The following is a 25,831-nucleotide window of genomic DNA, read 5'->3' on the forward strand; positions in this document are numbered from 1 at the left end:
GAGGCTATCATGGCAACAAACTTGGTTGTCGTCCAGGGTTGACCATTTCTTAAGATTAAAATTGACGCTCTACATATTTTGAGGGTGAGCACTTTGCTCTTTTTGTGTCACAATGGAGCCAGACCACTGTTGTCGGAGCTACCATGAAGATTCATCATTTGGACTGTGGAACCATGTGTCCCCTGGGCGGTAAACATTTCCCCTGGTTGGTACCTGAGTTGATGGTTTGCCATTGTCTTTTGATTGAAACTGCTCAGGGACTAACTCTGGTCGATACTGGCTTTGGGACTCAGGACGTTGAACACCCAGAGAAATTAGGACTTAGTTCTCACTTATTCGGTTGGCGACGTAAATTGGGTGGGACAGCGTTTTACCAAATTCAAAACCTTGGATTTACGGGTGAGGATGTCAGGCACATAGTTGTCACCCACTTGGATCTAGACCATGCTGGTGGACTCAGTGATTTTCCCCACGCACAGGTTCATGTTCTGAAAACAGAATGGCAAGCATCAATATCCCGCAAGGGCTTGCAGGGCAAACAACGCTATCGGCCGAGCCAATTCACTCATCAACCCCGTTGGGTTTTTCATGAATTGTCTAATGGAGAAAACTGGCAGGGATTTCAGTGTGTTCGTGATATTCCTGGTCTTCCACCTGAAGTTCTGTTGGTACCTCTCCCTGGTCATTCCATGGGCCATATGGGAATTGCTGTTCAAGTAGGTAATAAGTGGCTTCTCCATGCAGGAGATAGCTATTACGACCGAATGGAGCTTTACGATCCAAAACAACTCCCTCTCGGCCTCAAGTACTTACGATATACGATTCATGCAAATAGACGGATCGCCTGGGAAAACCAAAACCGACTTCACCAACTGATTGAAGGCAGTAAGGATATCGATGTCTTTTGCTCCCATGACCCAAGTGAGTTAACTGCGTTTTCCAAAAGATCAGACGATCTCTAAAGACTTCTTTAAGTCGCTAATTAAATCATCGACTGATTCAAGTCCAAGGCTCAGCCTGATTCCCCTTGGATCAATCCCCGAATCCACCTGGTGGTCCTTGGGAATTGGAGCATGAGTCATGTAACCTGGAACTTCAATCAAGGTCTTGTTGACACCCAGACTAACCGCAAGAGTGATGGCGTAGGAGTGTTCGGCAACATGGTCGACAAACTTCTCACACCTATCCATCTCACCCTTAAGCTGAAAGGAAACCATTGAACCTGGAGCAAATTGACCATCCGGGGACTTAAGCAAAGCGCGGGCGAGGTCCTTCTGGGGATAGCTCTCCAGTCCAGGATATACCACCTTCTCCACTTTTGGATGGCTTTCCAAAAACTGCGCCACCTTCATTGCGTTTTCTTGCTGAATCGCCATGCGCATGGGTAGAGTGGATACCCCGTAGGTCATAATCTGCCAAGCTGACTTGGGATTGAGAATGGCACCAAAATCCTTTCTGGCCGCTTTTAGCATCCCTTCATATTTTTTGGGCGTCATAATAGCCCCACCCATGGCAGTGCCAAAACCAGAAATATTCTTGGTTAAACTTTGAATAACCAAATCCGCACCATGCTCAAGAGGACGAAAGCCCATGGGCGTGGGAAAGGTGTTGTCGACAATAATCAAAATCTGTTCTTCTTCCAGTCGGTTCTTGTTTATCTCCTTAACCTGTTTTGCCACCTGAGGAAGATCAATCAACTCCAAGTTCGGGTTGGTCAGACTTTCAAAGTAGACCACGCGAACTCCAGGATCCGTTAGGCACGACCTGTCCTCAGCGGAATTCATGTCAATAAAGCGACTGTGAATACCCAAACGAGGAAGCCAATTGGTCATTAAACTGTAAGTACAACCATACAAAGTCCTGTGGGCGACAATCTTTTGCCCCGTTTGACAAAGAGCCAACAAAGATGTGGCGATCGCACCCATTCCACTACCGAAAGAAACAGAGCACTGGGAACCTTCCAGTACTGCCAATCGGGCTTCCAACATTAGAATATTAGGCTCATCCAGGCGGTCGTAGATTAAGATGGGCGGGGAATTAGGATCCTCATCTGGCGAGGCAAATTTCAAAAACCCTTGGGCTCCCCTTTCAAGTGATTCCAGCCTGAAAGTGGTGCTAGCCGATTCAGGAGGATTAAGGTGATGAGTAAAATCCCAAGCCGAAGTGGAAAACTGCCCATGAATCAGTTGAGTTGAGAGTCTGTAGCCACTGGGGATCTTAGCGGCCGCTTCTTCTCCAAGTGCTTCATCCCTCTTTTTCTTTTCCTTATCACCCATTTAAACCCAGCCTTTTTTAAGTTGGCAGACTCTACGATATTTTTTGCTAATCCTCCAGGACCAATGCACTTTTTAGAATGGCCAGACCCAGTTGATACCGCCACCGCGGCTGGTCCAAACCGTCCCGCCCTGCCTGGATGAAATATCTTCGTAATAGACGCGCAAATGCCTCGCATCTCTCTCGCCATACTGCAAAGCAGTGAGGACATAGTGACCCGTACTTGTGTTTCGATCTTCTTCGCGAAACCAATTCATCCCACCCCCAAGTGACCAAACAAGTGTTCCCCCCTGAAATGAGTAGCTCATCTGACCTCGAGGGCCATAGGAATGAAAATACCTAGGACTATAATAGTTGGACTTGTTCTCTGAAAAACTCGAATAGGTTCCTCCTACTCCAAACCAAATCCACGGGTCCATGGAAAACCCATAGAGAAATTCAGCGTCCGAGTTGTGGTGCCGGTTGCCATCCTTAAACCAAGCCAAATCACCCCGATAGACGAGTCGCCAGTTTTCATGCAAAATCCAAAGGAATTCCGGTTGCAGATGGCTCCAGTAGAGATCGCCCAGCTCCCCCTGACTTTGGAGAGTCTGGCTCCCGGTTCTCTCTCTTCCCGCGCGGAGGCGAATCCACAAATCCGGATCTAACAGGTGGGACTCAAACTTAAAAGACCCGACTGGGGTGATACCTTGCTGGCGGACATTATTAAATTCTGTCTCCGAATGGCTAATTCCCATCTCAAAGCTCAAAAATCTCTGCGCAGAAAACTTCCTCGACCAGCCTCCAAAAAAAGATCGGGATTCCGCTGTAAACTGATCCCTCTCCAATAGGCTGCCTTCCGCCCTAAAATTCCACCCCTGTCCGGTTTCTGGCTCGTACCCGTAGGGCCAAAACAAATCTCCCCAGGAATTGTCGTAGGTGTAATTGACCGACAAATACTGAAACTCATCTGAGGTCTGAAAGCCGTAGCCGTCAATGCTCTGAACAAGGGGATCAGCCAGGCCCTGAACGCTGACAAACATTGCTGTCACGCCGATGAGAGTCCGGATGGAATCTCCGATTGCAGAAATCACTACTTATTAGCCCCGCCCTGGTTTGAGGAAATTGTCCGACCTGGAGTCCACGGTTCCGTACGCAATTCCCCGGCCGAATTGACTTGAATCCAATGAGGCCGAAACTCTTTTCTTTCCTCTTCTGTGATCTTAATTCCGCGCAGCAGGTGCCCGCGAACTCTCCACCACTTGTTCATTTGTCCTGTCGTAGCTAGGTACACAAAATTCTTTTTCTCGCTCACCCACTGGTCAACAAATTGAACAAAGTCCTTGTGATATTCCCTGGAAAGGTACTGATCTTGAAGTGAGAGAATAAACATCCCATTTAAGCTGTTGGCCCAATCCAGTTCCTTCTGTACAGCCTGCTTGATATCACTTATGGACATCTGCTCCCGCCCAAAGTATGCATGAGCATCTCGGGATACTCGCCCAATACGAACCATCCGTGTTCCAGAACTAAGATCAACCTGAACATCTGGCGTCAGCTGCCAGTGTGGCCCGGCCAATACATAATCAAATCCGGCTAACTGAGCGGCCGTTATCACATCCAAATTCATCAAATCCCCATAGGGACGGTACCCATGGGCGGTGACGTCCACCAGTTCCGAGGCGATCTTGCGACATAATAGCATCGCCTGAGCTTGCATCAATACACCTTGCCCATCGACAATTTCGGTGGGACTACCTTGACAGTTGATGTCCAATGCCGTCAACTTGTTGTGAATCCAATCTCTCTCACTCTCCAAAACTCCCGCCGTCAAATAGAGGCTCAGTGGAATCTTGGACTTCCAATCTTCGACGAAGCGCCGGGCTTCTTTCGACGCTTCAGTTAGAGAAAGAGTCGCCAAAACGCCGACTGTTGAACCTCCGGGCCAGGTTGCAATGTTGCCATAGGGCTCGCCTAACAAAAACCTGAACACCGAGCTATTTAGACCCTCCACCAGCCGAGACTGGATTTCACCGCCACCGCTTCGCAAAGGGTGGTAGTCCAACCAGGTCCACCGACCCTTGCCATCGACAGCACCAGCTAACCCCGCTGTCATCTTACCCCGGACTTCGCCGATACCTGCGATTCGATAGGCCTGAGAATGGGACGATTCCACAACGTAACCACGCATGACAGCCGGCACATCAACGATTGTTCCAGCATCCCACCCAAGAGTCAGAGATTTATCCCCACTGAGAACCAAAAGATCCTGACGACCTAAATCCTCACGAGAGAACTTCAGACCATGCCATTGATAGTACCCCAAAGGCTGACTGTACAACTGCCTGGGCGCCCCAACGAGCAAAATTCGCCCTCCCGAGCGGATGATCTGATTAAGATGATTTTCCCTCCACGTTCCCGGCAAAATGACGAAAACTGTTGAGCTCACGCCCACTCCACAAAACCTGTCCAACTTACTCCAAGAACACTCGACAACCTTAATGCCAAGGCCCTCGCCCCATGCCATCCAACCAGATTTCTGCTCCATCGTCGGATTCTTCACATGGCCATCCGGCTTCCAGTCCAAATCGGATTCGTCATAAACTAAGGCTATGGTGTAACTCTTTAGGTCATCATACAAATTCACATACTGGGGCACGGTGGGACTCACCTCTCCAGTCCAATCATAGCGCTTCCCCTGAAGTCCCGAAATCTCGCCCTCGGTCAGGCTTACTGGAGCAAACAGAAGATCCCTGTGGGCGACCAAGAAGTAACCACCAATGGCCAGGAACAAAGCAAATGGAACAATCACGACAGCCCGGTTAATCTTTTTCTGCAACTTACGCTCCCCTTCCAATTCCTCTTTCCAGTCATTAGAGGAATACCGGGAAGCGATTTCTTCGGGCAAAAATCGAGTAAAGTAACGGCCTTCCGTTGGGTTCTCTGGAATCGCATTTCTCCTTAGCCTCTGATCACGTTTGTAACTAATGTAAAACCCTAGAGTCATGAAAATGACGAAAACCAAGCCAAAGGCCAAAGTAAAACTTAGAATGAATTCCCAATTGAAGCTCATTTACACTTTCCCCATGTGTCCGGTTCGTTCCAATTTGTCCCAACTCATGTCCTTGTCCTGCCATTCCTCAATCAGACTCAAAATGCGCCAGGTCAGGAGCATATAGTAAAATCCCACTTTGTTCAGAAAGGTCAAAAATATCCAGCGAATAGTATTTCCTCTTCCATGAACGGCAATAATCGTCGTCAAAATATCAACCGCCAGAAGGTAAAGATACCACTTTGAAAACAAATGGAGTCCCGCCTCGCGAACAAAGAAGGTCAGAAAATAGAGTATCAAACAGAAGTTCACAACCGGCGTAATTGCCGATTCAGTGAAAAGGTATCCTCCGACCCACTTTCCGCGCCAGCCCGACCTGAATAGAAGCGATTTCAAGTTGAGCATCAGGGCCTGGAATGTGCCCCGATTCCAACGGTACCGCTGCCTCAAAAGGGGCATGATGGCTTCCGGTGCCTCGGTAACCGCCACCAAGTCCTCTTCGCTTTTCACTTTCCAGCCGGCGGCCAAAATTCTCAAAGAGAGCTCGGCGTCTTCGGCATACATGTGATGCTTGGATTGAAATCCTCCCGCCTGAAAAATGGCCCGACGACGAAACAACCCAGCTGGACCAGGAACTATTGGAACAACTCCCATAAATGAAAGGGCTCGCCTCGAGAAATTCAGTCCCACCAAGTACTCCAACTGCTGGAGTTGGAGAAGCCAATTCTGTTGATTGGCAATCTCCACGAACCCGGCAACAGCCCCAACCTTGGGATCACGAAAGTGTCTGATACCTGCCTCTAGGGACCCTGGAAGAATCTTTGAATCCGCGTCCACACAGAGAATCACGTCTCCAACTGCGTGCATCAGACCGTTGTTAAGAGCGGCAGCCTTCCCTTGATTGACCTGACTGATCACCTGAATTGATGATTTATAGGCCGTCCCCGCAACCATCTCAGCAATTGCCGCCGTCGAATCGGTACTGCCATCATTGACGACAATAATCTCGTAAAATGGGTAATCCAAATTCAATAGACTGTTCAACGAATTGGCGATGACTTTTTCCTCGTTGTAGCAAGGAACGATAATTGAAACCATGGGCTTTGCATATTCAGTTGAAGGCAGGCGATCGAGAAGATAATCCTCGACCTTCTCTCGGAAAGAGCCAAAAAAGAAAAACGTAGCCCTAAAGAACACTACCGAAAGGTAAAACGCCAGGATCAGTTGAATCGTCTGATCTATCGCCTGATTTGGCACAAACCCAGCGACAACACTCCCCACGATAGCCAATACGCATATCCACAAGAGGGAGGTGCTAAGCAGCCTGCTCATGGTCCTGTTCCACAAATGAAAACCCCGTCCCTTCTTTCATTTGAAGAAGTAAAGGGGTTCGGGAATATCCGTACCAGGGAAGCTTCAGAGTTCTAAACTCGAACTGATGGTTTCCACCCGACACCTCAGACAAGGAAAAACAAGCTGGCAGAGTTTTCTGAAAGGCAATGCTCAGATTGCGATGAACCGTATCGCCAAACTGAACATACTGCCCTAAAACACTGGTCCCCTCCATCTGCTTGGATAAAACCGCTAGTGCCAACTTTTGGGCTGAGTTATTCATCAGGGTAAGATTATTCAGGTTAATAAGAGTGTCCACCTGCTGGATGGCCACTCGATTCGGCATTTTTCCCCCGCAAAGACGTGCCATTTCAGTAAAAATGGGGTCATATTGGTAGGTCAGGCCAACCTCGAAGGAAAAATTGGGTCGGTAGTTGAGGAGGAACATTTTCTCGTCGAGAAGGAACTTCTCAAAGTCCACATTCCACAGGAGAAAGTTACTCAGGAAGGTATCGGCAGTATCAAAGGAAATCAGTGCGCAGGTTTCCCCCTTTTGCAGGCCAGCGTGTAAGTAGTGCCCTAACACCATCATCCCCGTATGATAATCAGGAGTTTCGATGACGGACAGATCCGATTCCGGCAGTCCATGAGTGACCTGGTCAATGGGATTGATTCCCCAATCTATTGCTTTTAGCGCTCTTGATAGTTTCATACATTGATATTCGGCGCCTAATGGTAATCGATTGAAGAGAACCGTGGCCTTCTGGACTTCTATTTAATGGCTGGCAATCGATTTGGACCAATGTCGAGGTGAAGATTGTGCCCCGGGCACAGCGGGTGCCGCCTAAGCCCTGGTAGATAGGCCTGGTATGCTGGCAGAAACTGAGAAACGTAGTTCTTCACTTCATCTTGCGTCATACCAGAAAGCCCCTGGTTTTTCATATTTTCCTCTGCCTCCATCCGCCAGCCTATGACGAGACTCGGATCTTTGGCATCCAGGTGAATAAATGAATCCAATTGGCGATACCAAGCTTCGTACTCTGGCAAAAAGGAATTGATCTTTCTGAGATTGATATCTGAAGTGTCGCTCCCCACAAACGGGCGAAAGCCCAACATCCATCCTTCAAAAATAACGATCCTTACATCAGCTGCCACTTTCGCCCACTCGGTCTGAGGTTTTCGGTCCCCGCGTCCTTTAAATGCCGACTTATCAAATCTCGGAACCCAAACCTCCTCGTCTTGATTCATGGCCTTAAGTTTCGTCAGTATGTCCAGACCCAATCCTATATCGTGAGTGCCTGGATATCCACGCATCTGCAGGTAGGGGTTGCCAGAGTTTTCCCCCGCCAATTCATCCAGCTCTTTACGGGTCAAATAGAAATCATCAATGGAAATAGTCACTGCAGGTTGACCACACAAGGAAAAACACTGAGTCAATATGGAAGACAGAGTCGACTTTCCACTTCCCTGGGGACCATTGATACCAAGAAAGAATGTTTTCGAAGACGGCTGTTGGCCCTGCTGCTGTCTGCACCAAAAAAATACAGGTAGGTAAAAGCCACAGACGCGGGTTTCGAAATCATTCCGCCACTGATGGGTTTCCCATAGGAACCTGCCCAATTTGTTCCAAAGGGTAAAATCTACCGCTACCGGAAGATCCAGATCCATGACGATCTTATTGATTTCTCCGATCTCCAGCTCTCTGTAACTCAATTGATCCCTCCACAATGGCGGTAAAAACCGTCCGCTCTCGGCCCTTCTCAATAAGGACCTCTTGACTGGTAATATGCCAGCCCAAATCCTTAAGGGCCCTCTCAACCTCGTCTGGATTTTTATTTGGCCCCAACACCAAGGTCAAATTTGACCCCAAAGGCACCCGTTTGATAAACCGACAGATGAGATGCGCTCCAACCCCTGCGACCACTAAGGATGCATTTTCACTCGGCAGTGGCACCTCTAGCATATCTCCGTTAACAATCGCCACATCGACCGAATGGTCAAAGCCACCCAGCTTGACACAAAAATCCCTTTTCAAAACCTCCACTGCCTCAACCGACTTGTCCACAAATGTAACCGAGGGAAATTGCCCGGAGACCACGGCCTTCATACCGACCAAGCCATGGTCGCAGGCCAAATCCCACACATCCGTACCCGGTTGCAGTTGCTGGAACAGATAATCCAGCCTCGGACTGATTTTAAAGGTCTTGGCCTCAACCATCCTCACTTAGAATCTCCAATTCTGCGTAAACTCCCTAACCTTACCGAGAATTCGCCAAGACCTCAGGGCCGGTTCGGCAGATCGGGTTGCTGTGTGCCCTTCCAGCGCGGCTAACACACCGTACAAGCCTTTGCCTTCATCGATAAAAGGGTACCAACCGTAGACCCCAGGACAGGAATTCATATTGAGCCGCTTACAGCCCTCGTCCCCACCCGGCTCGCACTCAATCCAATTACCAAAACCCATATGGAAGTCTTTTTTAAGTAGAGTCTTCATTGGCGAAGACTCTATTTTTGTGTAAAGGGAAAACTGATCGGTCAACATCGCATTAACCAGTCGTTCTGGTAAGTACTTTCCTCCATTGTCGACCAACATACGAAGAAAAATTGCGTAATCTCTCATACTGATGACCAGGCCTTCAAACGCCGATGGGTTGGAACGTCCCTCTCGTTGGGCCGGCTGTGTAAAAAAGGTGGTCTCTGAGCTTAGCTTGAGGGGGACGACAAATTCACTTTTAACTAGATCCACCCATTTCTGGGAGGTCACTCGCTCTGCCATTGCTGCGGCAACTTGAATATGGCTTGGACCATAAGAGAGCATCGCTCCCCCCTTTGCCAGGGGAATCTCACCACTCAACAATTTTCCATAGAGCTCTGTTGCACAATCCTGTAACGTACGGTCAACCCGAGAAAAACAGTCGAAACCCTTTGGCCGACCGGGAAGCCCGGAGATGGAACTTAATAGATCCCGCAGTGTGATTTTTCCTGGCTCGCCTTTCCAGCCAAGGATTTTTCCAGTAGTTGAATCAAGGCCTATGCGCCTTTTAGCTACTAGCCTCAGCATAACGGCTGCAGATACCCATAAGGATGACGATCCAGCCGACATAGCGTCGGTGCCGGAAAAGCTGCCCCGTCCACGAATTGTTTCAGCGACGCCAAAAGTTGAGGCAAACAGAAGTTTGTCATCTTCTATTCGGAACAGAAAAAGGCCGAGACCCTCACGCTGTTCCTCCTTCATTTGATCCACCAGCAACTGCCCAAGTTCATCTTTGAATTCGCGAGGTTTAGCGGTGGCTCTTTGAATGTGCCCCCCTCGGCGTCGCTTGGTGTATCCCTCTTCGTCTACCGGAGCAGACGTCTGACAACCAGCCACGATTACCAACAGTAGATATCCAATGAGACGAAGTTTCATTTCACTCCCTTAAGTCCCCGGAGGGGACCAACTAAGGCCAAGAGAAAGTATTCGATCCATTAATTTAGGATGATCATAGCCCATAATCTTGGCGGACTCAGCAAATTCATCTCCCAACCCAATGTCCGGATTTGGATTGGCCTCAATGACGAACACGCCACCCTGATCATCCATCCGCAAATCAATGCGTGCGTAACCACTCAATCCAAGTGCTTTGTAAGTCCTCTTTGCGGTTTGCTGAATCCTCTCAATGGTGCCCTGGTCCAAGTCTTTTGCCAATCCGGCATCAATGCCGTATTTCTTTCGGTATCGAGAGTCCCATTTAACCTTTCGGGTCGCCACTCTTGGAACACGGTCGGGCAAATTGTTAAAGAAAAGTTCCCATGGAGCCATGGTCGTCAGCCTGTCATTGCCCAAAATGCTGACATAAAACTCTCGCCCCTCAATGTAGGATTCGGCAATTACATCTGATCCCACTTTTTCTGCAAAATAGTGGATCCGCTCCCTGAGCTCCTTGTCACTAAAGACAATGCTATCCTGGGTAATCCCCGTGCTGGCTTCCTCAGTAAGGGATTTGACGAAGAGTGGATATTGAATTCTCTTTGGTATTAATACCTTTTTGCTGACAGTAAAGACATGAAATTGGGGATTGGGAATTCTGTGATAAGTTAGGAGCTTTTTTGCCAAATCCTTGCTCCGTGAAATCATCAATCCCCGCGGATTGCATCCCGTGTATTTAACTCCCAGCATTTCCAAATAAGAGACTACATGTTGATCGAAGGTGGCTCGACCAGCAAATTCCTCCAACAAGTTGAAAATGATGTGTGGACGAAATTCGTCTATCGCTTCGCGAATAACCCTGAGATCTTCACTGACACCTAACAACTGAACCTGGTGACCTGCCTCGATCAGACTCTTTCTGACATCAAATTCAGTTTTCCACTCGGCAAATTCCCACTCTTCATAACTCGGTATTTCGTCGGGTGGGAACAAGTCCTCGTGAAGAAGGACCAAAACCCGCAAACGCCTCATAGAACTATATGGTGCCTTTTTCGCTCCCAGTCTTCAAGAGCCTGAGCGGCAACAACATCTAAGACCGGGGCCAGCTTCTGACTAGGGTCAACAGACAGCCCCAACTCGTCGGCTCGACGGCTGAGACGGTTTAAAACATCGCCAATTCGGTATTGGTATTCACCCATTCCTTGAGCCACTTCGCGACAGATCTCCTGGCGATGCTTTTTAAGGAAGGCTCCAGCGCCCAAGAGCCCTACACCCCCATCCGTGAAGACAGTTCGCAAGTTTGCATCCATATCGCGAGTAGGAGTCAATTTGAGCTTCCGTCTCTTGTCTCTATAGAACTGGCCAAGAGTCTGCTTGTTCATCTCAATTGGGTCCTGGCGAAAGCGGTTTTTCCGGACCTGTGAACGGCTCTGAACTCTCTTCATCAGCTTTTCCATCGTCATCAGCTTTTCAAGGGCGGCCCACCCCTGATATCTCTGTTCCCATTGGGATTCTGGATTCAACCATAGGGCAAAGGTCTCAGCAAAATCTTCATCAGGATGGCTTTGGGCATAGTGATCCTCTAGATGGCGGACGAATCTTCGACTGTAAGGCCTCGGAGCATAGGAATTAGGATAGGGCTGCTCAGTACTGCCAAAAGTCGAGGTCCGCTCAGGCCACCCTCTCATGTTGAAGGCATTTTCAATGGCGTGACCCGCTTCGTGGCGAAGGAGCTTCATCATCCACGGCCAGTCACCGCCCTCTACATACCCAATATACCGTTGCTCGAGCCTTCTCAACCTCGGGTGAAGGAGAAAAAAGGGCACCGAAATTCCTGGGATGCCATCCGGACAAAACCACTCATCCGATACCCAAAAATGGGGTCGAAAACTAAGGCCTTTCAGGCTCAATTCCCGGTACAACTGGCTAATTCCTCGGGCCACAGAGCTACCCTCTAGGGACAAGCCTAGCTGGTTGAGCCGCAAACTCAGGAGCTCCTGATCACTCAACCGACTCCAACTATCAACAACTCCACCCAAGGTCCTGTCCTCCTGAACCCCTCTCTCATAACGCACGGACTCCATCGGTTCAAGAGGCAGATCTTCAGGCCGCCAGACCTTGAAAATAATCATGTCTCTACGAGAAACTCGCCAACAAAAAGCTGGGGCTCGTCTCCAATTGAGAACTCAATTCCCGACTCTCGGCCCTAGGTCTTTATTTGCAGCTCGTGGTCTCATCTCGAAAGAGAGCTTCAGAGGAGGGTCGAAAATGTCGATGACTACCCCATGGGTACGAAAAAGACCAAAGTTCTCGTGGCTTCCACGGATCCAGCCTTCCTGAATGGCAGCCTTTCTGAACTCAAGGCTGACTTTGACGTTCAGGTCGCCACTTCGATTGATGTGGCCCAGTTTCTCATCAAGGAGTGGGAACCTGAAATCGGTCTAGTGGATGGAGATTGCCCGTCATCCAGTGCGCTGGCTGGAATTCGGTCCCTGCGTCCCCTGGACAGCTTCGGCTTGGTTGTCCTCAGCTCCAGCCCCAATTCCTTCAAAGAGGAGCGGGCCTTTCGCGAAGGAGCCGATTACTTCCTGCCATCTGGTGGCCCCTACCGAAGTCTGCATCTTCGGATTGCCTCGCTTTCCCGAAGACTCTCCCAAAGTACTTCAAAAGGCGGCAAGCAGGCGTCGGCTGACCAAGTTGTGGCCGCCATGTCGGTTGCCCAGGAGGCAATATCCTTTCTCGACATTCGTATCTTCCCCCAGGACTACCTGGTCAAAAGGCATCAGGATCTGGTGAACACAACACCTACTCAATTTAGACTTCTCTTGGCCTTCGTGTCTCACCCCGAGCAACTCTTGTCCCGGGAATGGCTCCGCGAACATGTGTGGGAAAATGCCAAAATTTCCCACCGCTCCATTGATGCACAAATCAGCAAACTTAAAAAGCAGATCCCTGAATTGGACCGTCACTTGGTTAATGTTTATGGGAAGGGATACATCCTGACCCAGCCACAACAAGACGCCGCTTAGATTGCTTGATTCAAAATGGGCCTTATTTGCGGCAGGTGACGTCTACTGATACCGTCGTTCCCGCTGGAGGCTGAGGATCAAACGTCAATAACCCATTGGCCTGAACATCAAATTCAATCTGATAGCTTGGTGCAGGGGAAAAAATTACGTCAATTTTATCCGCTTCGGGTACACAGGGAAGGACTTTGACATTGGCATTTACTGGAAGCCGGCCGCCAATGTCACCCATCTGAGCACCATAGTCGCTGGCACAAATACTTCCCAACTCTCCACGAAGAAATCCCGGGTGAGCTGCTTTAAGTTCGGTGTCGGTATCACCCTTCACCAAACGGGCATATTGTGTGCCGTAATATCCCTTTACCTTAGCTTGGCTATTTTGGCTGTTCAAACAATTCGAGTCTCCGGGCTTAACAATCACGGCATGAACACTGACTGTTTTGCCTTTTCCCAACTGGGAATTCACCTTTTGAGCAAAGGTCACAGGAAGATCATATGTCTGTAATGGATACCCAGGAATACCGCCACCGTTAGATCTTTCATCCTCATCTGAGAGAATTACCACTGCCAGATGGGAGTCCGTTCTAAAAAAGCGCGGATCCGCCCGATCGAGAGCCATATTTATGGCATAGATTCCACGCTCATCACCCGAAGGACAGTCGGCATAATTGGTGTTGTCACAGGTCAGCGTTTCTGGTCGACGAATGGTATCACGAAAATACTGAACTAAGTTTGGTGTCAGTGGATTGAGTATGTAGTCCCCATTCGGGAAGGGAAGAAACTTTCCATCCTGAAAAGCACCATTGCCATTCGCCGGCCGGGGGGTGCTGTTACTCGGACTGTGGGAAATGTCCGTTGTTACGACGGCCATCTGGTAATCGAGGCTACTAATTTTGTTCAATAGGTTGGGAAATCGATCCGCCATATGACTCTGCTCCACATACATAGAGCCCGAGTTATCATCGACAAACAGGATGTCCACTCGACCCACTTTGAATTCAAAATGGTAATTGAGCCACCCCTCTTGTTCGAAGCAAGTATTGTTGCCATACTCATTGGCATTGACACAATCATCGCTGGGAACAGTCTTGAATTTGACGTCCGTACAGCCCACATAGGCTGTGATCGCCGCAACGACAATTAGATGTAGCCGATATCTCCAAATCAAACCCATTCGGACGCCTTCCTGCTATTTCACGTCGTTGAAGTCCAATATATGTGCCAATCCGAGACACACATATAAGTATTTGAAATTATTAGATATTACTTGCTTTTCTCACCCCCAATTTACCCCTTTTTTGCTGTAAATCCTGTGGTCACGGAGACCAGAATGGGCTCATCAATAAATTCCTCGTATTGCCAACACCTTAGCTCCTTCAAAAACTAGGTCCTAGACAGTTTTTCAAGAAATTAAGGTGCCTCGCTAATCGTACCGTTAGCAATTTTTGTCACCCTTCAGTTCCATGTTATTTGGATCTGAGATAGACTTATATTCATGAAAATCTCCCTCAAACAGATGGTTCTCGCCCTCTTTGCTCTCACCATCCTGGCCTGGACTGTCGACTCTCTGTACAGCCAATATAAGTTCCAAAGCTCCAGTCATCGAGAGAAGCTTCAAGTCCTTTGGGGGCAAGATGTGCAGAAGCTAGAGCTCGCCAAGGCCGTTCCTCCGGGTTGGTACACCCTCAAGGAGATCACTTACTTTGGTGGAGATCCTGGGGCTAAGAATTGGATCATTGAAGGACTTAGAGCGCCACATCCGGTTTCCAATGAGGGAACCCATCGATTGGAAGTGTTACTTCTAAGTTTTGAAGACGAAGGCCGAGATGGGGCCATCATTCAGTATAATCTGGTTAACCTGAAGAACCAAAATATGGAGTGGGAGCTGGGACGAACCTTTTTTCTCTCTGGTGGAGAGAGTGAATGGGATGAGTGGGTCTCCACCAATCAGGAAAAAATCAAGAAACTGATTTCTGCAGGAAAAAAGAAGAGCAAAAATCCATCCCAGGCTAAAAGTAATTCTGAACGGCCGGTTAAGGGCCAACAGGCGGATAAGTAGCTGAAATAGGTTCCAGGTCCTCAAGTGATATGCACAGCAACAAGCCGGACTCCCAATGGAGCTCAGCTTGTCGCTGTGCATATCACTTGAGGACCTGGAACCTATTTCAGCTTCTGCTGCAGATAAACAAATTCCAGAGCCGACCGCTTCGCCCTCTGAATAAGGTTAGCACTCGCGCTGTGTCCGCCTTCAATGTTCTCAAAGTAAAGAACCGGGTGACCTAGATCCTTCATTTTGGCCACCATCTTCCTCGCATGACCTGGATGAACACGATCATCCTTGGTGGATGTGATAAAGAAGACTTCAGGATACTTTTTTTCTTTCAATATATTGTGGTAAGGCGAATATCTACGCAGGACTTCACGCATCTGAGGATCGCTCGGATCCCCATACTCCCCCATCCAACTTGCCCCGGCTAGCAATTGTGAATATCGAAGCATATCCAACAGAGGCACCTGGCAAACGACAGCCCCAAACAACTCTGGCCTCTGCACAAATACCGCACCAACGAGCAGACCGCCGTTGCTGCCTCCCATAATCCCTAAGTTGGAAGCAGAGGTGATCTTTCTCTTAATCAGATCCTCAGCTACCGCAATAAAATCATCAAATGCCCTTTGCCTGTTTTCCTTTTGGGCTGCCTGATGCCAACCAGGACCAAACTCCCCCCCTCCGCGAATGTTGGCTACAACGTAAACGTTGCCTGGTTCCAGCCAGATCTTTCCTGTGACGCCCATATAATGAGGAGTCATTGAGGATTCAAATCCGCCGTAACCATAAAGAAGAGTCTTGTTTTTGCCCTCTCTGTTGCGCACTTTGGGACCGACCACAAAATAAGGAACCTTTGTTCCATCTTTACTCACAGCCTCCATTTGTTCCACTTTCAGGTCTTTCCCATTAAACTGATCGGGCAATGAACGAATAATCTGTGGAAATCGACTGCCGTTCTTCGCTAAATACAATCGATTAGGAATGGTAAAACTCTGAAAGCTAATCAACACGTCACGAGTAAAGTCATCTGCCGAAATGACGCTCGCAGAACCATTGTCTGGCAGTTTAACCGGCTGAACACGCCATCGACTGCCACGAAACTTAGCGCGAAACACCTGCCCCTTTACATTATCTAAAACGGAAAAGAATAGGGCATTCTCACTGGTAGAGGAACTCAGCAGAGAAGAGCGCTTTGTGGGTACAAAAATCTCTTTAACCTCTTCAATCTTTCCGGAACGGAGAAAGCGTGCAGCAGAAAAAGAAACCAATGAACCCGACTTAACCTCCTGGTGGACCCCTTTATCATTTCGAATCTTCCAGGGTGACTTGGTCTGAACGATCATTTCGCCCTCAAACAATCCGTGAATCTCGGCATCCTTGGGAACTGGAATTTCAACCGATTCGTTGTTAGGCTTTACATAAAAGTTCTGGGACTCGTAAAAGGTAATACTCCGACTGAGGAGAACCGCCTGCCCCTCTGGTCTAAATGCTCGATAAGCCCAGACTCCCACATCGGTCTTCTGTCCCTTAAATAGCAGTTTGGCTTCTGCCAAAGGGGTTCCCCGTTTCCAGATTCTCTGCTCCATGGGATAGCCAGAGTCGGTCAAAGAATCGGGGCCAAAATTAGTTCCAATCAAAAGAGTATTTTTGTCGTACCATCCAAGCCAGGTCTTTCCCTCCGGCACAAAGAAACCATTTTTTACAAACTCTTTGGTTTTAACATTGAACTCACGAACAACACTCGCGTCTTTCCCGCCTCGCGACAAAAACAACAAACATCGATCATAATCAGGGGGGAGACAGCTCACCTGCTTATAAACCCAGTTTTCCTTTTCCACCTCGGCCAGCTTATCCAAATCTAACAGCACTTCCCAGTTGGGTTTCGTTTTCCGGTATTCCGCCAACCTGGTTCTACGCCACACCCCACGCACATTTGTCTTGTCCTGCCAAAAATTATAGACAAACCCGTTTCGAATTCGACCGTAGGGAATACGATCATCAGACGTAAGGATTTTCTGCGCTGTTGACATATAGTCAGTGAAGCGATCGTCCTTCTCCAGCAGATTCAAGGAGTGACCATTTTGCTCCCGGACCCAAGAAAGGGCCTTTTCCCCTTCGATCTCTTCAAGCCAAATATAGGGGTCGCCGACCGTGCCCGTTTTCGTAGAGGTTGAACATCCAGCAAATATTCCTGCAGCTGCCAAAACAGTGACGAACATCAGGTACCGGAATTTCGACACGACTCTACCTCCGTTCCAATCAATATGACAAAGAAACTTCCCCCTTTGTCCATCTCGGAATGACTAAATCATTTTTTCAACCATTACCCTTTTGTCATCCAAAAGGTAGGCCAGATCTTTCGTAGCGCTAGAGAATAGTACCACATCATCACCCTTATGGTGAACACCATCCAAGTAGACGTGGTCAGCCCGCAGCCCGCCCAATATCCAGCGGGAATCCGACAAATAGATAAGATCCCCAGGTCTCGCCGCCATGGTCTCCATAACTGACTTGGAAACCTGAATGTAGCCCTCTTTGATCTTCTCATCGATTTTAAAGACCAAATTCTTCACTGGCTTACCAATATCATGATTGGGTTCGGCCCCATCCTTATACTGCCTCATGGCCTCATCCAAAGTGTCGGCCGTCAGTCCAAGTGAGTGCTTCTTGTCGGCCTTTTTCGTTACAAAGGTGACAAATATTCCAATGATCGCCGTGACCACCATACCAAATAGGGCCCTCATGTAGATGTATTTACCATTGACAGAACCTCCAACGAAGGACGCCAACGGATCAATCCACTCAGGATAGACAAGCGTCATCATGGTCAAAATACTGCCACCGACCATCGACACTGAAGCTGCCGGGGCATTAAATCTCCGCCAAAATGCTCCCAAAAAGATTGTCGTTACCAAGGCGGGAATGATGACCATGATGCCTTTGTAGTGAATGGACATCAGGCTTCCCCTCTGTTGAGCAAACCAGATCACCAAAAGCAGGCCAATGGCCGTTGCCAAAACCGACGCCCAGCGAGCGGCATTAAGATAGTGATGATCTGAAGCCCGTTTTTTAATCAAAGGTTTATAGATGTCATAAATCATAATTGCCGCGCAGGCATTGATAAGAGTATCAATGGTCGACATCAAAGCGGCCGTCAAAGCTGCGATCACAAAGCCAAAAAGAACTGAACTTTGTTTCAAAGTCTCCCAGGCCACGATAATAAAGGTGTGGAAGGTATCTTTGATTTCAATAAAATTGTAACCTGCCAGAGCCCCCCCTGTGGTCTGCTGCTTGACGATAATCGCCTTACCAATCCACCCGACTGCGCCGACAATAATGGCCGACAAAGGAAGAGTAATAATGACGTTAAATATGTTGGCCTTGCGCGCGTCTTCCATGCTGCGAATGGTAAGATAACGCATCAAAAAGCCCTGATTCATAAAAGTAAAAGCAATACTTCCTGCTAAAGCCTCTCCCCAAAAAAGCCCTGCAGTATTGAACTTAGGATCATCAGTCAGATGAACAAAGGGCAAACGATGACTGACCGGCAAATAACTCCAAAACTCATCAAAGCCACCGAGAGCATAGATACCTACAAAGATGGCCAATCCGCCGGCCAGGTAAAGCATGATTCCCTGAAAGAGATCGGTGAAAATCACTGCTGTCTGCCCACCAAAGGTCACATAAGCTCCCAAAAAGATAGCAACAACCGGCACACTATAGAGTGCGGGAATTCCGAACATCCCCTCGAGAGCAACACCGATGGTAAATAGGTTGTAGCCAATGTAGTAGAACATATAGGCGAGAATTATTGTCACCGCTACGTAGCGAGCCATTCGATTGAATCGTCGCTCAAAATATTCAGGGATAGATTTTACCTTCGAGTAATAGACAATCGGCAACCAACCGAACATGAAGAAAGGAATGATAAACCAGTCGTTGAGATAGGTAACTGTCGAACTGAGCCCCGTCTCATACCCTTGCTGTGAATATTTAAGGTAGCTGTAAGATCCAATTCCTGTGGCAACCATACTGGCTGCCGGCAACCACCAGGAAAATCGCTGACCACTATAAAAGAAGTCGTTGATATCGCGGCTAAACCGAGAAAAGTAGGTACCAAAGGCAGTAATGAGAATGAAATAACCAACGACGATCACTCCGATAACAGTCGCTGCCCCCTGGGGAATATCGATGCCAAAACCTGCTGATGACATGATTACATCCCCCCTTTAAATGGATAGTGAATCGCCAAAATGATCCACACCCCATGAAGAGTGGAGAAAAAGACAAAACCACCAAGTAACACATGAAACCAAAATCTCTCCGTGCCCCGGTGGAGATTGAGGGCTCCTTGTTTGAGAATCACCATCAAACCAATACCAAAACACACGAGTCCCAAACCATACATGTAAAAATAGCTGGTCCAAGGATTCTCAGTTCCCAAAATTGAAACCAGTGTCTTTGGAAAATAGTGGCTAAATCCCAAAACCAACGCGATCAGCCCTAGCAGCCGAAAATTGAAAGGTTGTTTCTTAGTCATAAGCTCCTGCCCCAATGCCAGAGCAATAGTATCCCCGGCAGATTGAAAGAAGCCTAGCAATGCCACTAATCAAATGGAGTTGCAAGGGTCACCACCCTGCAAAGCCCGAGTTTTATTGAGTTTTAGAGCCACTTACCTCATCCAACTGTCGCGATTTTTCCCTCGCCATTACCTTGTAGATCACTGATTCGCCAGCGAAACCTGATAAGTCCCTTTTCAACCAAGCTCCGCAATCCCTCACCTGCCTCATGGCAAGGCGCAGGAGCGTCTTCGAGCCGAGCATCAAACCTGCCACTACAACTCGCTCTACTCAGCATTTGCTCTTCAATCAGCCGGCCTACTGCGCAGAATTCAGATGGGCGGAAGCAGGTCGGCAATCGGCTGTTATCCTGACCGGGGCGGCCACTAGCCACTAGCCATCAGAATCACAAGGCTAGAAGACCTGTTTCAATACCAAGCGGCCGGTGAAGAATTGGGCAAAAAAAAACCCAGCCGATTTTCACCGACTGGGTTCAAAATTAAAAGCTGGCATCGTGCTACTCTCCCACAGGGTCGCCCCTGCAATACCATCGCCGCTGGTAGGCTTAACTTCTGAGTTCGGAATGGGATCAGGTGTACCCCTACCGCTAGAGATACCAGCAAAAACTATCAAAATTGCTCAAATCATACGATCATCAATTGATCTCAAGTCATTCTTAGCAAGAAAGTACCTAAAAAATTTTAAAGAAGCCTCACGACTAATTAGTACAGGTCAGCTGAACACGTTGCCGTGCTTACACTTCCTGCCTATCAACCTCCTAGTCTAGAAGGAGTCTTTAGGGGGCCGAAGCCCCAGGGAAAACTTGTCTTGTGGTTGGCTTCCCGCTTAGATGCTTTCAGCGGTTATCCGTTCCAAACATAGCTACCCTGCCGTGCCGCTGGCGCGACAACAGGAACACCAGAGGTTTGTCCATCCCGGTCCTCTCGTACTAAGGACAGCTCCACTCAATTTTCCTACGCCCACAGAGGATAAGGACCAAACTGTCTCACGACGTTCTGAACCCAGCTCGCGTACCTCTTTAAATGGCGAACAGCCATACCCTTGGGACCTGCTCCAGCCCCAGGATGAGATGAGCCGACATCGAGGTGCCAAACTCCGCCGTCGATGTGAACTCTTGGGCGGAATCAGCCTGTTATCCCCGGAGTACCTTTTATCCGTTGAGCGATGGCCCTTCCACGCGGGACCACCGGATCACTTTGACCTGCTTTCGCACCTGCTCGACTTGTAGGTCTCGCAGTTAAGCTCCCTTATGCCAATGCACTCGACGCCTGGTTTCCGATCAGGCTGAGGGAACCTTCGTACGCCTCCGTTACTTTTTGGGAGGCGACCGCCCCAGTCAAACTCCCCACCAGACAGTGTCCCTCGCCCAGATAATGGGCGCAGGTTAGATCTCAAAGACACTAAGGGTGGTATTTCAAGGTTGTCTCCACCAAGACTAGCGTCCTGGCTTCATAGACTCCCACCTATCCTACACATACTGACTCTAAGATCACTGCCAAGCTAGAGTAAAGGTTCACGGGGTCTTACCGTCCTTCTGCGGGTACGAGGCATTTTCACCTCGAATTCAAGTTCGCTAGGCACCTGGTTGAGACACCGGAGAAGTCGTTACGCCATTCGTGCAGGTCGGAACTTACCCGACAAGGAATTTCGCTACCTTAGGACCGTTATAGTTACGGCCGCCGTTTACTGGGGCTTCGATTCTCTGCTTCGCCGAAGCTAACAAATCCTCTTAACCTTCCAGCACCGGGCAGGCGTCAGCATGTATACGTCGTCTTGAGACTTTGCACATGCCTGTGTTTTTGATAAACAGTCGCTACTCCCTCTTCTCTGCGACCACCCAGAGCTTCAGCCGCAAGGACTTACACTCCAAATGGCACACCTTATCCCGAAGTTACGGTGTCAAGTTGCCGAGTTCCTTAACCAGGTTTGACCTAATCGCCTTAGAATACTCTTCTCACCCACCTGAGTCGGTTTACGGTACGAGCGGTTTTAGCAACACACCGAAGCTTTTCTTGGAACCATAGACTCTACCACTTCCGGGAAAAATTTCCCTCGCATTCGCGCCTAAGAGTTATGTGGAGCGGATTTGCCTACTCCACCTCTTGCACGCTTACACCTGAATCCAATAACAGGCTGGTATATCTTAGTCCGTCACTCCTGTGCTTACACCAAAACCGGTAACGGAATATTAACCGTTTTTCCATCGACTACGCCACTTGGCCTCGCCTTAGGACTCGACTAACCCTGGGAGGATTATCCTTGCCCAGGAACCCTTGGGTTTTCGGCGGGCAGGTTTTTCACCTGCCTTCGAACGCTACTTATGTCAGCATGATCACTTCTAGTTCGTCCAGCCGTCCTTACGGTCGACCTTCAGCCTACGCTAGAACGCTCTCCTACCGCTTACAGAAGAATTTCTGTAAACCCGCAGCTTCGGTAACATACTTTAGCCCCGTTAAATCTTCCGCGCAGAGCCACTAGACCAGTGAGCTATTACGCTTTCTTTAAAGGATTGCTGCTTCTAAGCCAACCTCCTGGTTGTCTCAGTAGCTCCACAACGTTTACCACTTAGTATGTATTTAGGGACCTTAGCTGGCGATCTGGGCTCTTTCCCTCTCGTCACAGGACCTTATCACCCTGAGACTGCCTCTTGGGATAGCTATCATCGGCATTCGGAGTTTGATTGGGTTTGGTAATCTGGTAAAGACCCCTAGCCCATTCAGTGCTCTACCTCCGAGATAGAATTTCCCAAGGCTATACCTAAATATATTTCGGAGAGAACCAGCTATCACCCAGTTTGATTGGCCTTTCACCCCTAATCACAGCTCATCCAAGGAGTTTTCAACCTCCACTGGTTCGGGCCTCCACGTAGTGTTACCCACGCTTCACCCTGGCCATGATTAGATCACCGGGTTTCGGGTCTATAACTGCAAACTAACGCCCATTTCAGACTCGCTTTCGCTGCGGCTCCACCTAACGGCTTAACCTAACGCTTGCAACTATAACTCGCTGACTCATTATGCAAAAGGTACGCGGTCACACTGGCACATTCGTGCATAGTGCTCCCACTGCTTGTAAGCTTACGGTTTCAGATTCTATTTCACTCCCCTCTCGGGGTTCTTTTCACCTTTCCATCACTGTACTAGTTCGCTATCGGTCACCAGGTATTATTTAGCCTTGGAGGGTGGTCCCCCCAGATTCCCACCGGGTTTCACGTGTCCGGTGGTACTCGGGATCCAGTCCAGAGATTAGTAATCTTTCGCTTACGGGGCTATCACCCTCTTTGGCCGATCTTTCCAGATCGTTCTGCTAGATTCTAATTTGGTAACTCTGTGGAATCATCCTAGCAATTCCTGACTGTCCCACGACCCCTCCTACACAAAACCTAGGAGTTTTAACATGTAAGAGGTTTAGGCTCTTCCCCGTTCGCTCGCCACTACTGAGGGAATCTCGGTTGATTTCTGTTCCTGAGGGTACTGAGATGTTTCACTTCCCCTCGTCAGCTTCGCAAAGCTATGAATTCACTTTACGATACCAGTTAAACTGGTGGGTTTCCCCATTCGGACATCTCCGGATCAAAGTGTGTGTGCCACTCCCCGAAGCTTATCGCAGCTTACCACGTCCTTCATCGCATCCTGGTGCCAAGGCATCCACCATAAGCTCTTAGTAGCTTCAAAACTTATAGATACTTACCTTGCTAAGAATTACTTGAACTCAATTGAATTGTACCCAATTCAAGCAAATTAATAATTCTAAATATCAACAATTACTATTCAATTTTCAAAGATCAAGAGCTCGTTTACCAAGCTCATCATGCCAACTACCAATCGAAATTAGAAGTTTGCATGGTGGGCCTGAGAAGACTTGAACTTCTGACCCCACGCTTATCAAGCGTGTGCTCTAACCAACTGAGCTACAGGCCCAAGCTGGTATTCGTTAGCTCTGCCTTCTGCGGAACTGATGATCAGCAAAACGCAGAGGGAACGAATACCTTTTACTCTCTCAAAACTAAACAGCTAGTCAGGTTTTGGGCATGACCTAAGAGTCGCTAGACTCGATAAATCGGGTCTAACAAAAACTCCTTAGAAAGGAGGTGATCCAGCCGCAGGTTCCCCTACGGCTACCTTGTTACGACTTCACCCCAATCATCAGCCATACCTTGGGCGTTTGCCTCCTTGCGGTCAGCACAACGACTTCTGGTACAACCAACTTTCATGGTGTGACGGGCGGTGTGTACAAGGCCCGGGAACGTATTCACCGCGGCATGCTGATCCGCGATTACTAGCGATTCCAGCTTCATGGAGTCGAGTTGCAGACTCCAATCCGAACTTAGATCGGTTTTTTGGGATTTGCTCAACATTGCTGTTTTGCTGCCCTTTGTACCGACCATTGTAGCACGTGTGTAGCCCTGGACATAAAGGCCATGAGGACTTGACGTCATCCCCACCTTCCTCCGACTTAACGTCGGCAGTCTCTCTAGAGTGCCCAACTAAATGCTGGCAACTAAAGATAGGGGTTGCGCTCGTTGCGGGACTTAACCCAACATCTCACGACACGAGCTGACGACAGCCATGCAGCACCTATATAACGGCCCGAAGGCGTCCCTGTTTCCAGGAGACTTCCATTACATTTCGAGCCCAGGTAAGGTTTTTCGCGTTGCATCGAATTAAACCACATGCTCCACCGCTTGTGCGGGCCCCCGTCAATTTCTTTGAGTTTTAACCTTGCGGCCGTACTCCCCAGGCGGGATACTTAACGCGTTAGCTTCGGCACTGAAGGGGTCAATACCTCCAACACCAAGTATCCATCGTTTACGGCGTGGACTACCAGGGTATCTAATCCTGTTTGCTCCCCACGCTTTCGGGTCTGAGCGTCAGTGTTGGGCCAGATAGCCGCCTTCGCCACCGGTATTCCTCCTGATATCTACGTATTTCACCACTACACCAGGAATTCTACTATCCTCTCCCACACTCAAGCCAACCAGTTTCAAAAGCACTTCCTGGGTTGAGCCCAGGGCTTTCACTTCTGACTTACAAGTCCACCTACACCCGCTTTACGCCCAATGATTCCGAACAACGCTTGGACCCCTCGTATTACCGCGGCTGCTGGCACGAAGTTAGCCGGTCCTTTCTTCTACGGTACCGTCATTTTTTTCTTCCCGTAGAACAGAGCTTTACAACCCGAGGGCCTTCATCACTCACGCGGCGTCGCTGCATCAGAGTTTCCTCCATTGTGCAATATTCCCTACTGCTGCCTCCCGTAGGAGTCTGGACCGTGTCTCAGTTCCAGTGTGGCTGATCATCCTCTCAGACCAGCTACCGATCGTCGCCTTGGTAGGCTTTTACCCCACCAACTAGCTAATCGGACGCGGACTCATCTTTTAGCGATAAATCTTTTACCCCTGTATCCGAAGATACTGTGGTCACATGCGGTATTAGCTAACCTTTCGGCTAGTTATTCCCCACTAAAAGGCAGATTATCCACGTGTTACTCACCCGTGCGCCACTAGTACTCGCCCCGAAGGACTTTCCCCGTTCGACTTGCATGTATTAGGCACGCCGCCAGCGTTTGTTCTGAGCCAGAATCAAACTCTTCAGTTAAAATTTGAAAAACAAATTTCAATTAAAAGAGCGTCATCCTGTTTCTCTCTTTCGAGAGACTCATTAAATGTACGCTTGCATAAAAATTGACCCTTACAGATCTTGCTGCCGAAGCAGCCGTCCCTGCAGGGACCCAAAACCATATTTGACTAGCTATTCAGTTTTCAAAGAGCAAAATTCGAGAGCCTGAGAAAATAGAGCAACGGGGGAAGCAGGTCAACATCGAATTCAACTTTTTTTCTGCTTCCTCGGCCCCTATTTCCGCCCCTTTCGGGAAATGCCAGCTTCCATATTATTGAAAGCACACTCAGACTTTTGAGGATGGTTAGCTTCCTCGGTGGAATAGCTCTAACTACCTGAAAACACTAAGATTTGGTGGAGGCAACAGGGATCGAACCTGCGACCTTCTGAATGCAAATCAGATGCTCTCCCAACTGAGCTATGCCCCCACTGGCATTTTTGGCCTGGGCGGCAATGTGCCTAATTTCCAAAGGGCGGTCAACAGCAAATAAAAGTATTTGGAGGAATTCCTTTA

At 48.7% G+C, this 25,831-nt stretch carries 17 protein-coding genes, 2 tRNA genes and 3 rRNA genes; 3 read left to right on the forward strand and 19 right to left on the reverse strand.

Going from position 1 to position 25,831, the window contains the following annotated elements; all coding sequences use genetic code 11:
• The first annotated feature begins 143 nt into the window (after window positions 1–143).
• Window positions 144–962, forward strand: a complete 819-nt coding sequence (locus H6624_17100) for an MBL fold metallo-hydrolase (GenBank protein ID MCB9086065.1) — start codon at window positions 144–146, stop codon at window positions 960–962.
• Here H6624_17100 and H6624_17105 read toward each other — a convergent pair.
• The 10 genes from H6624_17105 to H6624_17150 form a co-directional block, all read right to left on the reverse strand.
• On the reverse strand, window positions 948–2,276 hold the full coding sequence (locus H6624_17105) for a PLP-dependent transferase (protein ID MCB9086066.1): 1,329 nt from the start codon (window positions 2,274–2,276) through the stop codon (window positions 948–950). The genes H6624_17100 and H6624_17105 overlap by 15 nt on opposite strands.
• A 72-nt stretch (window positions 2,277–2,348) precedes the next feature.
• Window positions 2,349–3,347 carry a hypothetical protein gene (locus H6624_17110; protein MCB9086067.1) on the reverse strand — a complete coding sequence of 333 codons (999 nt, stop codon included), beginning with the start codon at window positions 3,345–3,347 and terminating at the stop codon, window positions 2,349–2,351.
• Window positions 3,347–5,326 (reverse strand): hypothetical protein, encoded by a 1,980-nt coding sequence (locus tag H6624_17115; GenBank protein MCB9086068.1) that lies wholly within the window; start codon window positions 5,324–5,326, stop codon window positions 3,347–3,349. The genes H6624_17110 and H6624_17115 overlap by 1 nt, the downstream gene beginning before the upstream one ends.
• Window positions 5,327–6,637, reverse strand: a complete 1,311-nt coding sequence (locus tag H6624_17120) for a glycosyltransferase family 2 protein (GenBank protein ID MCB9086069.1) — start codon at window positions 6,635–6,637, stop codon at window positions 5,327–5,329.
• The gene (locus H6624_17125) at window positions 6,621–7,349 is read right to left on the reverse strand and encodes a hypothetical protein (GenBank protein ID MCB9086070.1); all 729 of its coding nucleotides are present in this window, start codon (window positions 7,347–7,349) and stop codon (window positions 6,621–6,623) included. Before H6624_17125 ends, H6624_17120 begins: the two co-directional genes overlap by 17 nt.
• Before the next feature lie 59 nt (window positions 7,350–7,408).
• Window positions 7,409–8,350 carry a hypothetical protein gene (locus H6624_17130; GenBank protein MCB9086071.1) on the reverse strand — a complete coding sequence of 314 codons (942 nt, stop codon included), beginning with the start codon at window positions 8,348–8,350 and terminating at the stop codon, window positions 7,409–7,411.
• The gene (locus H6624_17135; GenBank protein MCB9086072.1) at window positions 8,313–8,861 is read right to left on the reverse strand and encodes a tRNA (adenine(22)-N(1))-methyltransferase TrmK; all 549 of its coding nucleotides are present in this window, start codon (window positions 8,859–8,861) and stop codon (window positions 8,313–8,315) included. Before H6624_17135 ends, H6624_17130 begins: the two co-directional genes overlap by 38 nt.
• Window positions 8,862–10,046, reverse strand: a complete 1,185-nt coding sequence (locus tag H6624_17140; GenBank protein MCB9086073.1) for a serine hydrolase — start codon at window positions 10,044–10,046, stop codon at window positions 8,862–8,864. It lies immediately after the preceding gene.
• A gap of 9 nt (window positions 10,047–10,055) precedes the next feature.
• Window positions 10,056–11,078, reverse strand: a complete 1,023-nt coding sequence (locus H6624_17145; GenBank protein MCB9086074.1) for an ATP-grasp domain-containing protein — start codon at window positions 11,076–11,078, stop codon at window positions 10,056–10,058.
• On the reverse strand, window positions 11,075–12,178 hold the full coding sequence (locus H6624_17150) for a putative zinc-binding metallopeptidase (GenBank protein ID MCB9086075.1): 1,104 nt from the start codon (window positions 12,176–12,178) through the stop codon (window positions 11,075–11,077). The genes H6624_17145 and H6624_17150 overlap by 4 nt, the downstream gene beginning before the upstream one ends.
• Before the next feature lie 153 nt (window positions 12,179–12,331).
• On the opposite strand from H6624_17150, the gene H6624_17155 reads away from it, so the two are divergent.
• Window positions 12,332–13,075 (forward strand): response regulator transcription factor, encoded by a 744-nt coding sequence (locus H6624_17155; GenBank protein MCB9086076.1) that lies wholly within the window; start codon window positions 12,332–12,334, stop codon window positions 13,073–13,075.
• A gap of 22 nt (window positions 13,076–13,097) precedes the next feature.
• Here H6624_17155 and H6624_17160 read toward each other — a convergent pair whose 3' ends face one another.
• Entirely contained in the window at window positions 13,098–14,246 is a 1,149-nt protein-coding gene (locus H6624_17160) for a hypothetical protein (GenBank protein MCB9086077.1), read from the reverse strand.
• A 321-nt stretch (window positions 14,247–14,567) separates the two neighbouring features.
• Here H6624_17160 and H6624_17165 point away from each other — a divergent pair, with 321 nt between their 5' ends.
• Complete coding sequence (locus H6624_17165) at window positions 14,568–15,131, forward strand: hypothetical protein (GenBank protein MCB9086078.1); 564 nt, start codon at window positions 14,568–14,570, stop codon at window positions 15,129–15,131.
• A 101-nt stretch (window positions 15,132–15,232) separates the two neighbouring features.
• Here the strand turns inward: H6624_17165 and H6624_17170 are convergent, their stop codons facing one another.
• From H6624_17170 to H6624_17205, 8 genes are all read right to left on the reverse strand, one after another.
• Window positions 15,233–17,338: a S9 family peptidase gene (locus H6624_17170; protein ID MCB9086079.1), complete on the reverse strand. Its 2,106-nt coding sequence runs from the start codon at window positions 17,336–17,338 to the stop codon at window positions 15,233–15,235.
• A gap of 84 nt (window positions 17,339–17,422) precedes the next feature.
• Window positions 17,423–19,333, reverse strand: a complete 1,911-nt coding sequence (locus tag H6624_17175; protein MCB9086080.1) for a sodium:solute symporter family protein — start codon at window positions 19,331–19,333, stop codon at window positions 17,423–17,425.
• A 2-nt stretch (window positions 19,334–19,335) separates the two neighbouring features.
• Complete coding sequence (locus H6624_17180; protein ID MCB9086081.1) at window positions 19,336–19,659, reverse strand: hypothetical protein; 324 nt, start codon at window positions 19,657–19,659, stop codon at window positions 19,336–19,338.
• A gap of 523 nt (window positions 19,660–20,182) precedes the next feature.
• Window positions 20,183–20,299: ribosomal RNA gene (gene rrf / locus H6624_17185) — 5S ribosomal RNA — on the reverse strand.
• 68 nt (window positions 20,300–20,367) lie between these two features.
• Window positions 20,368–23,370 (reverse strand): 23S ribosomal RNA (locus H6624_17190).
• 172 nt (window positions 23,371–23,542) lie between these two features.
• Window positions 23,543–23,619: transfer RNA gene (locus H6624_17195), tRNA-Ile, on the reverse strand.
• 160 nt (window positions 23,620–23,779) lie between these two features.
• Window positions 23,780–25,297, reverse strand: a 16S ribosomal RNA gene (locus H6624_17200).
• The 16S, 23S and 5S rRNA genes sit together here with 2 tRNA genes alongside, the layout of an rRNA operon.
• Before the next feature lie 372 nt (window positions 25,298–25,669).
• A tRNA-Ala gene (locus H6624_17205) sits at window positions 25,670–25,745 on the reverse strand.
• Window positions 25,746–25,831 lie beyond the last annotated feature (86 nt).

The organism is Pseudobdellovibrionaceae bacterium (assembly GCA_020635075.1).
GTDB lineage: Bacteria > Bdellovibrionota > Bdellovibrionia > Bdellovibrionales > UBA1609 > JADZEO01.

What these genes read in the sequence shown, in the direction of transcription:
- H6624_17100 (MCB9086065.1), top strand. Translation starts at nt 144, where the DNA reads ATGAAGATTCATCATTTGGACTGTGGAACCATGTGTCCCCTGGGCGGT.
- H6624_17105 (MCB9086066.1), bottom strand. Translation starts at nt 2,276, where the DNA reads ATGGGTGATAAGGAAAAGAAAAAGAGGGATGAAGCACTTGGAGAAGAA.
- H6624_17115 (MCB9086068.1), bottom strand. Translation starts at nt 5,326, where the DNA reads ATGAGCTTCAATTGGGAATTCATTCTAAGTTTTACTTTGGCCTTTGGC.
- H6624_17120 (MCB9086069.1), bottom strand. Translation starts at nt 6,637, where the DNA reads ATGAGCAGGCTGCTTAGCACCTCCCTCTTGTGGATATGCGTATTGGCT.
- H6624_17125 (MCB9086070.1), bottom strand. Translation starts at nt 7,349, where the DNA reads ATGAAACTATCAAGAGCGCTAAAAGCAATAGATTGGGGAATCAATCCC.
- H6624_17140 (MCB9086073.1), bottom strand. Translation starts at nt 10,046, where the DNA reads ATGAAACTTCGTCTCATTGGATATCTACTGTTGGTAATCGTGGCTGGT.
- H6624_17145 (MCB9086074.1), bottom strand. Translation starts at nt 11,078, where the DNA reads ATGAGGCGTTTGCGGGTTTTGGTCCTTCTTCACGAGGACTTGTTCCCA.
- H6624_17150 (MCB9086075.1), bottom strand. Translation starts at nt 12,178, where the DNA reads ATGATTATTTTCAAGGTCTGGCGGCCTGAAGATCTGCCTCTTGAACCG.
- H6624_17155 (MCB9086076.1), top strand. Translation starts at nt 12,332, where the DNA reads ATGGGTACGAAAAAGACCAAAGTTCTCGTGGCTTCCACGGATCCAGCC.
- H6624_17160 (MCB9086077.1), bottom strand. Translation starts at nt 14,246, where the DNA reads ATGGGTTTGATTTGGAGATATCGGCTACATCTAATTGTCGTTGCGGCG.
- H6624_17165 (MCB9086078.1), top strand. Translation starts at nt 14,568, where the DNA reads ATGAAAATCTCCCTCAAACAGATGGTTCTCGCCCTCTTTGCTCTCACC.
- H6624_17170 (MCB9086079.1), bottom strand. Translation starts at nt 17,338, where the DNA reads ATGTTCGTCACTGTTTTGGCAGCTGCAGGAATATTTGCTGGATGTTCA.
- H6624_17175 (MCB9086080.1), bottom strand. Translation starts at nt 19,333, where the DNA reads ATGTCATCAGCAGGTTTTGGCATCGATATTCCCCAGGGGGCAGCGACT.
- H6624_17180 (MCB9086081.1), bottom strand. Translation starts at nt 19,659, where the DNA reads ATGACTAAGAAACAACCTTTCAATTTTCGGCTGCTAGGGCTGATCGCG.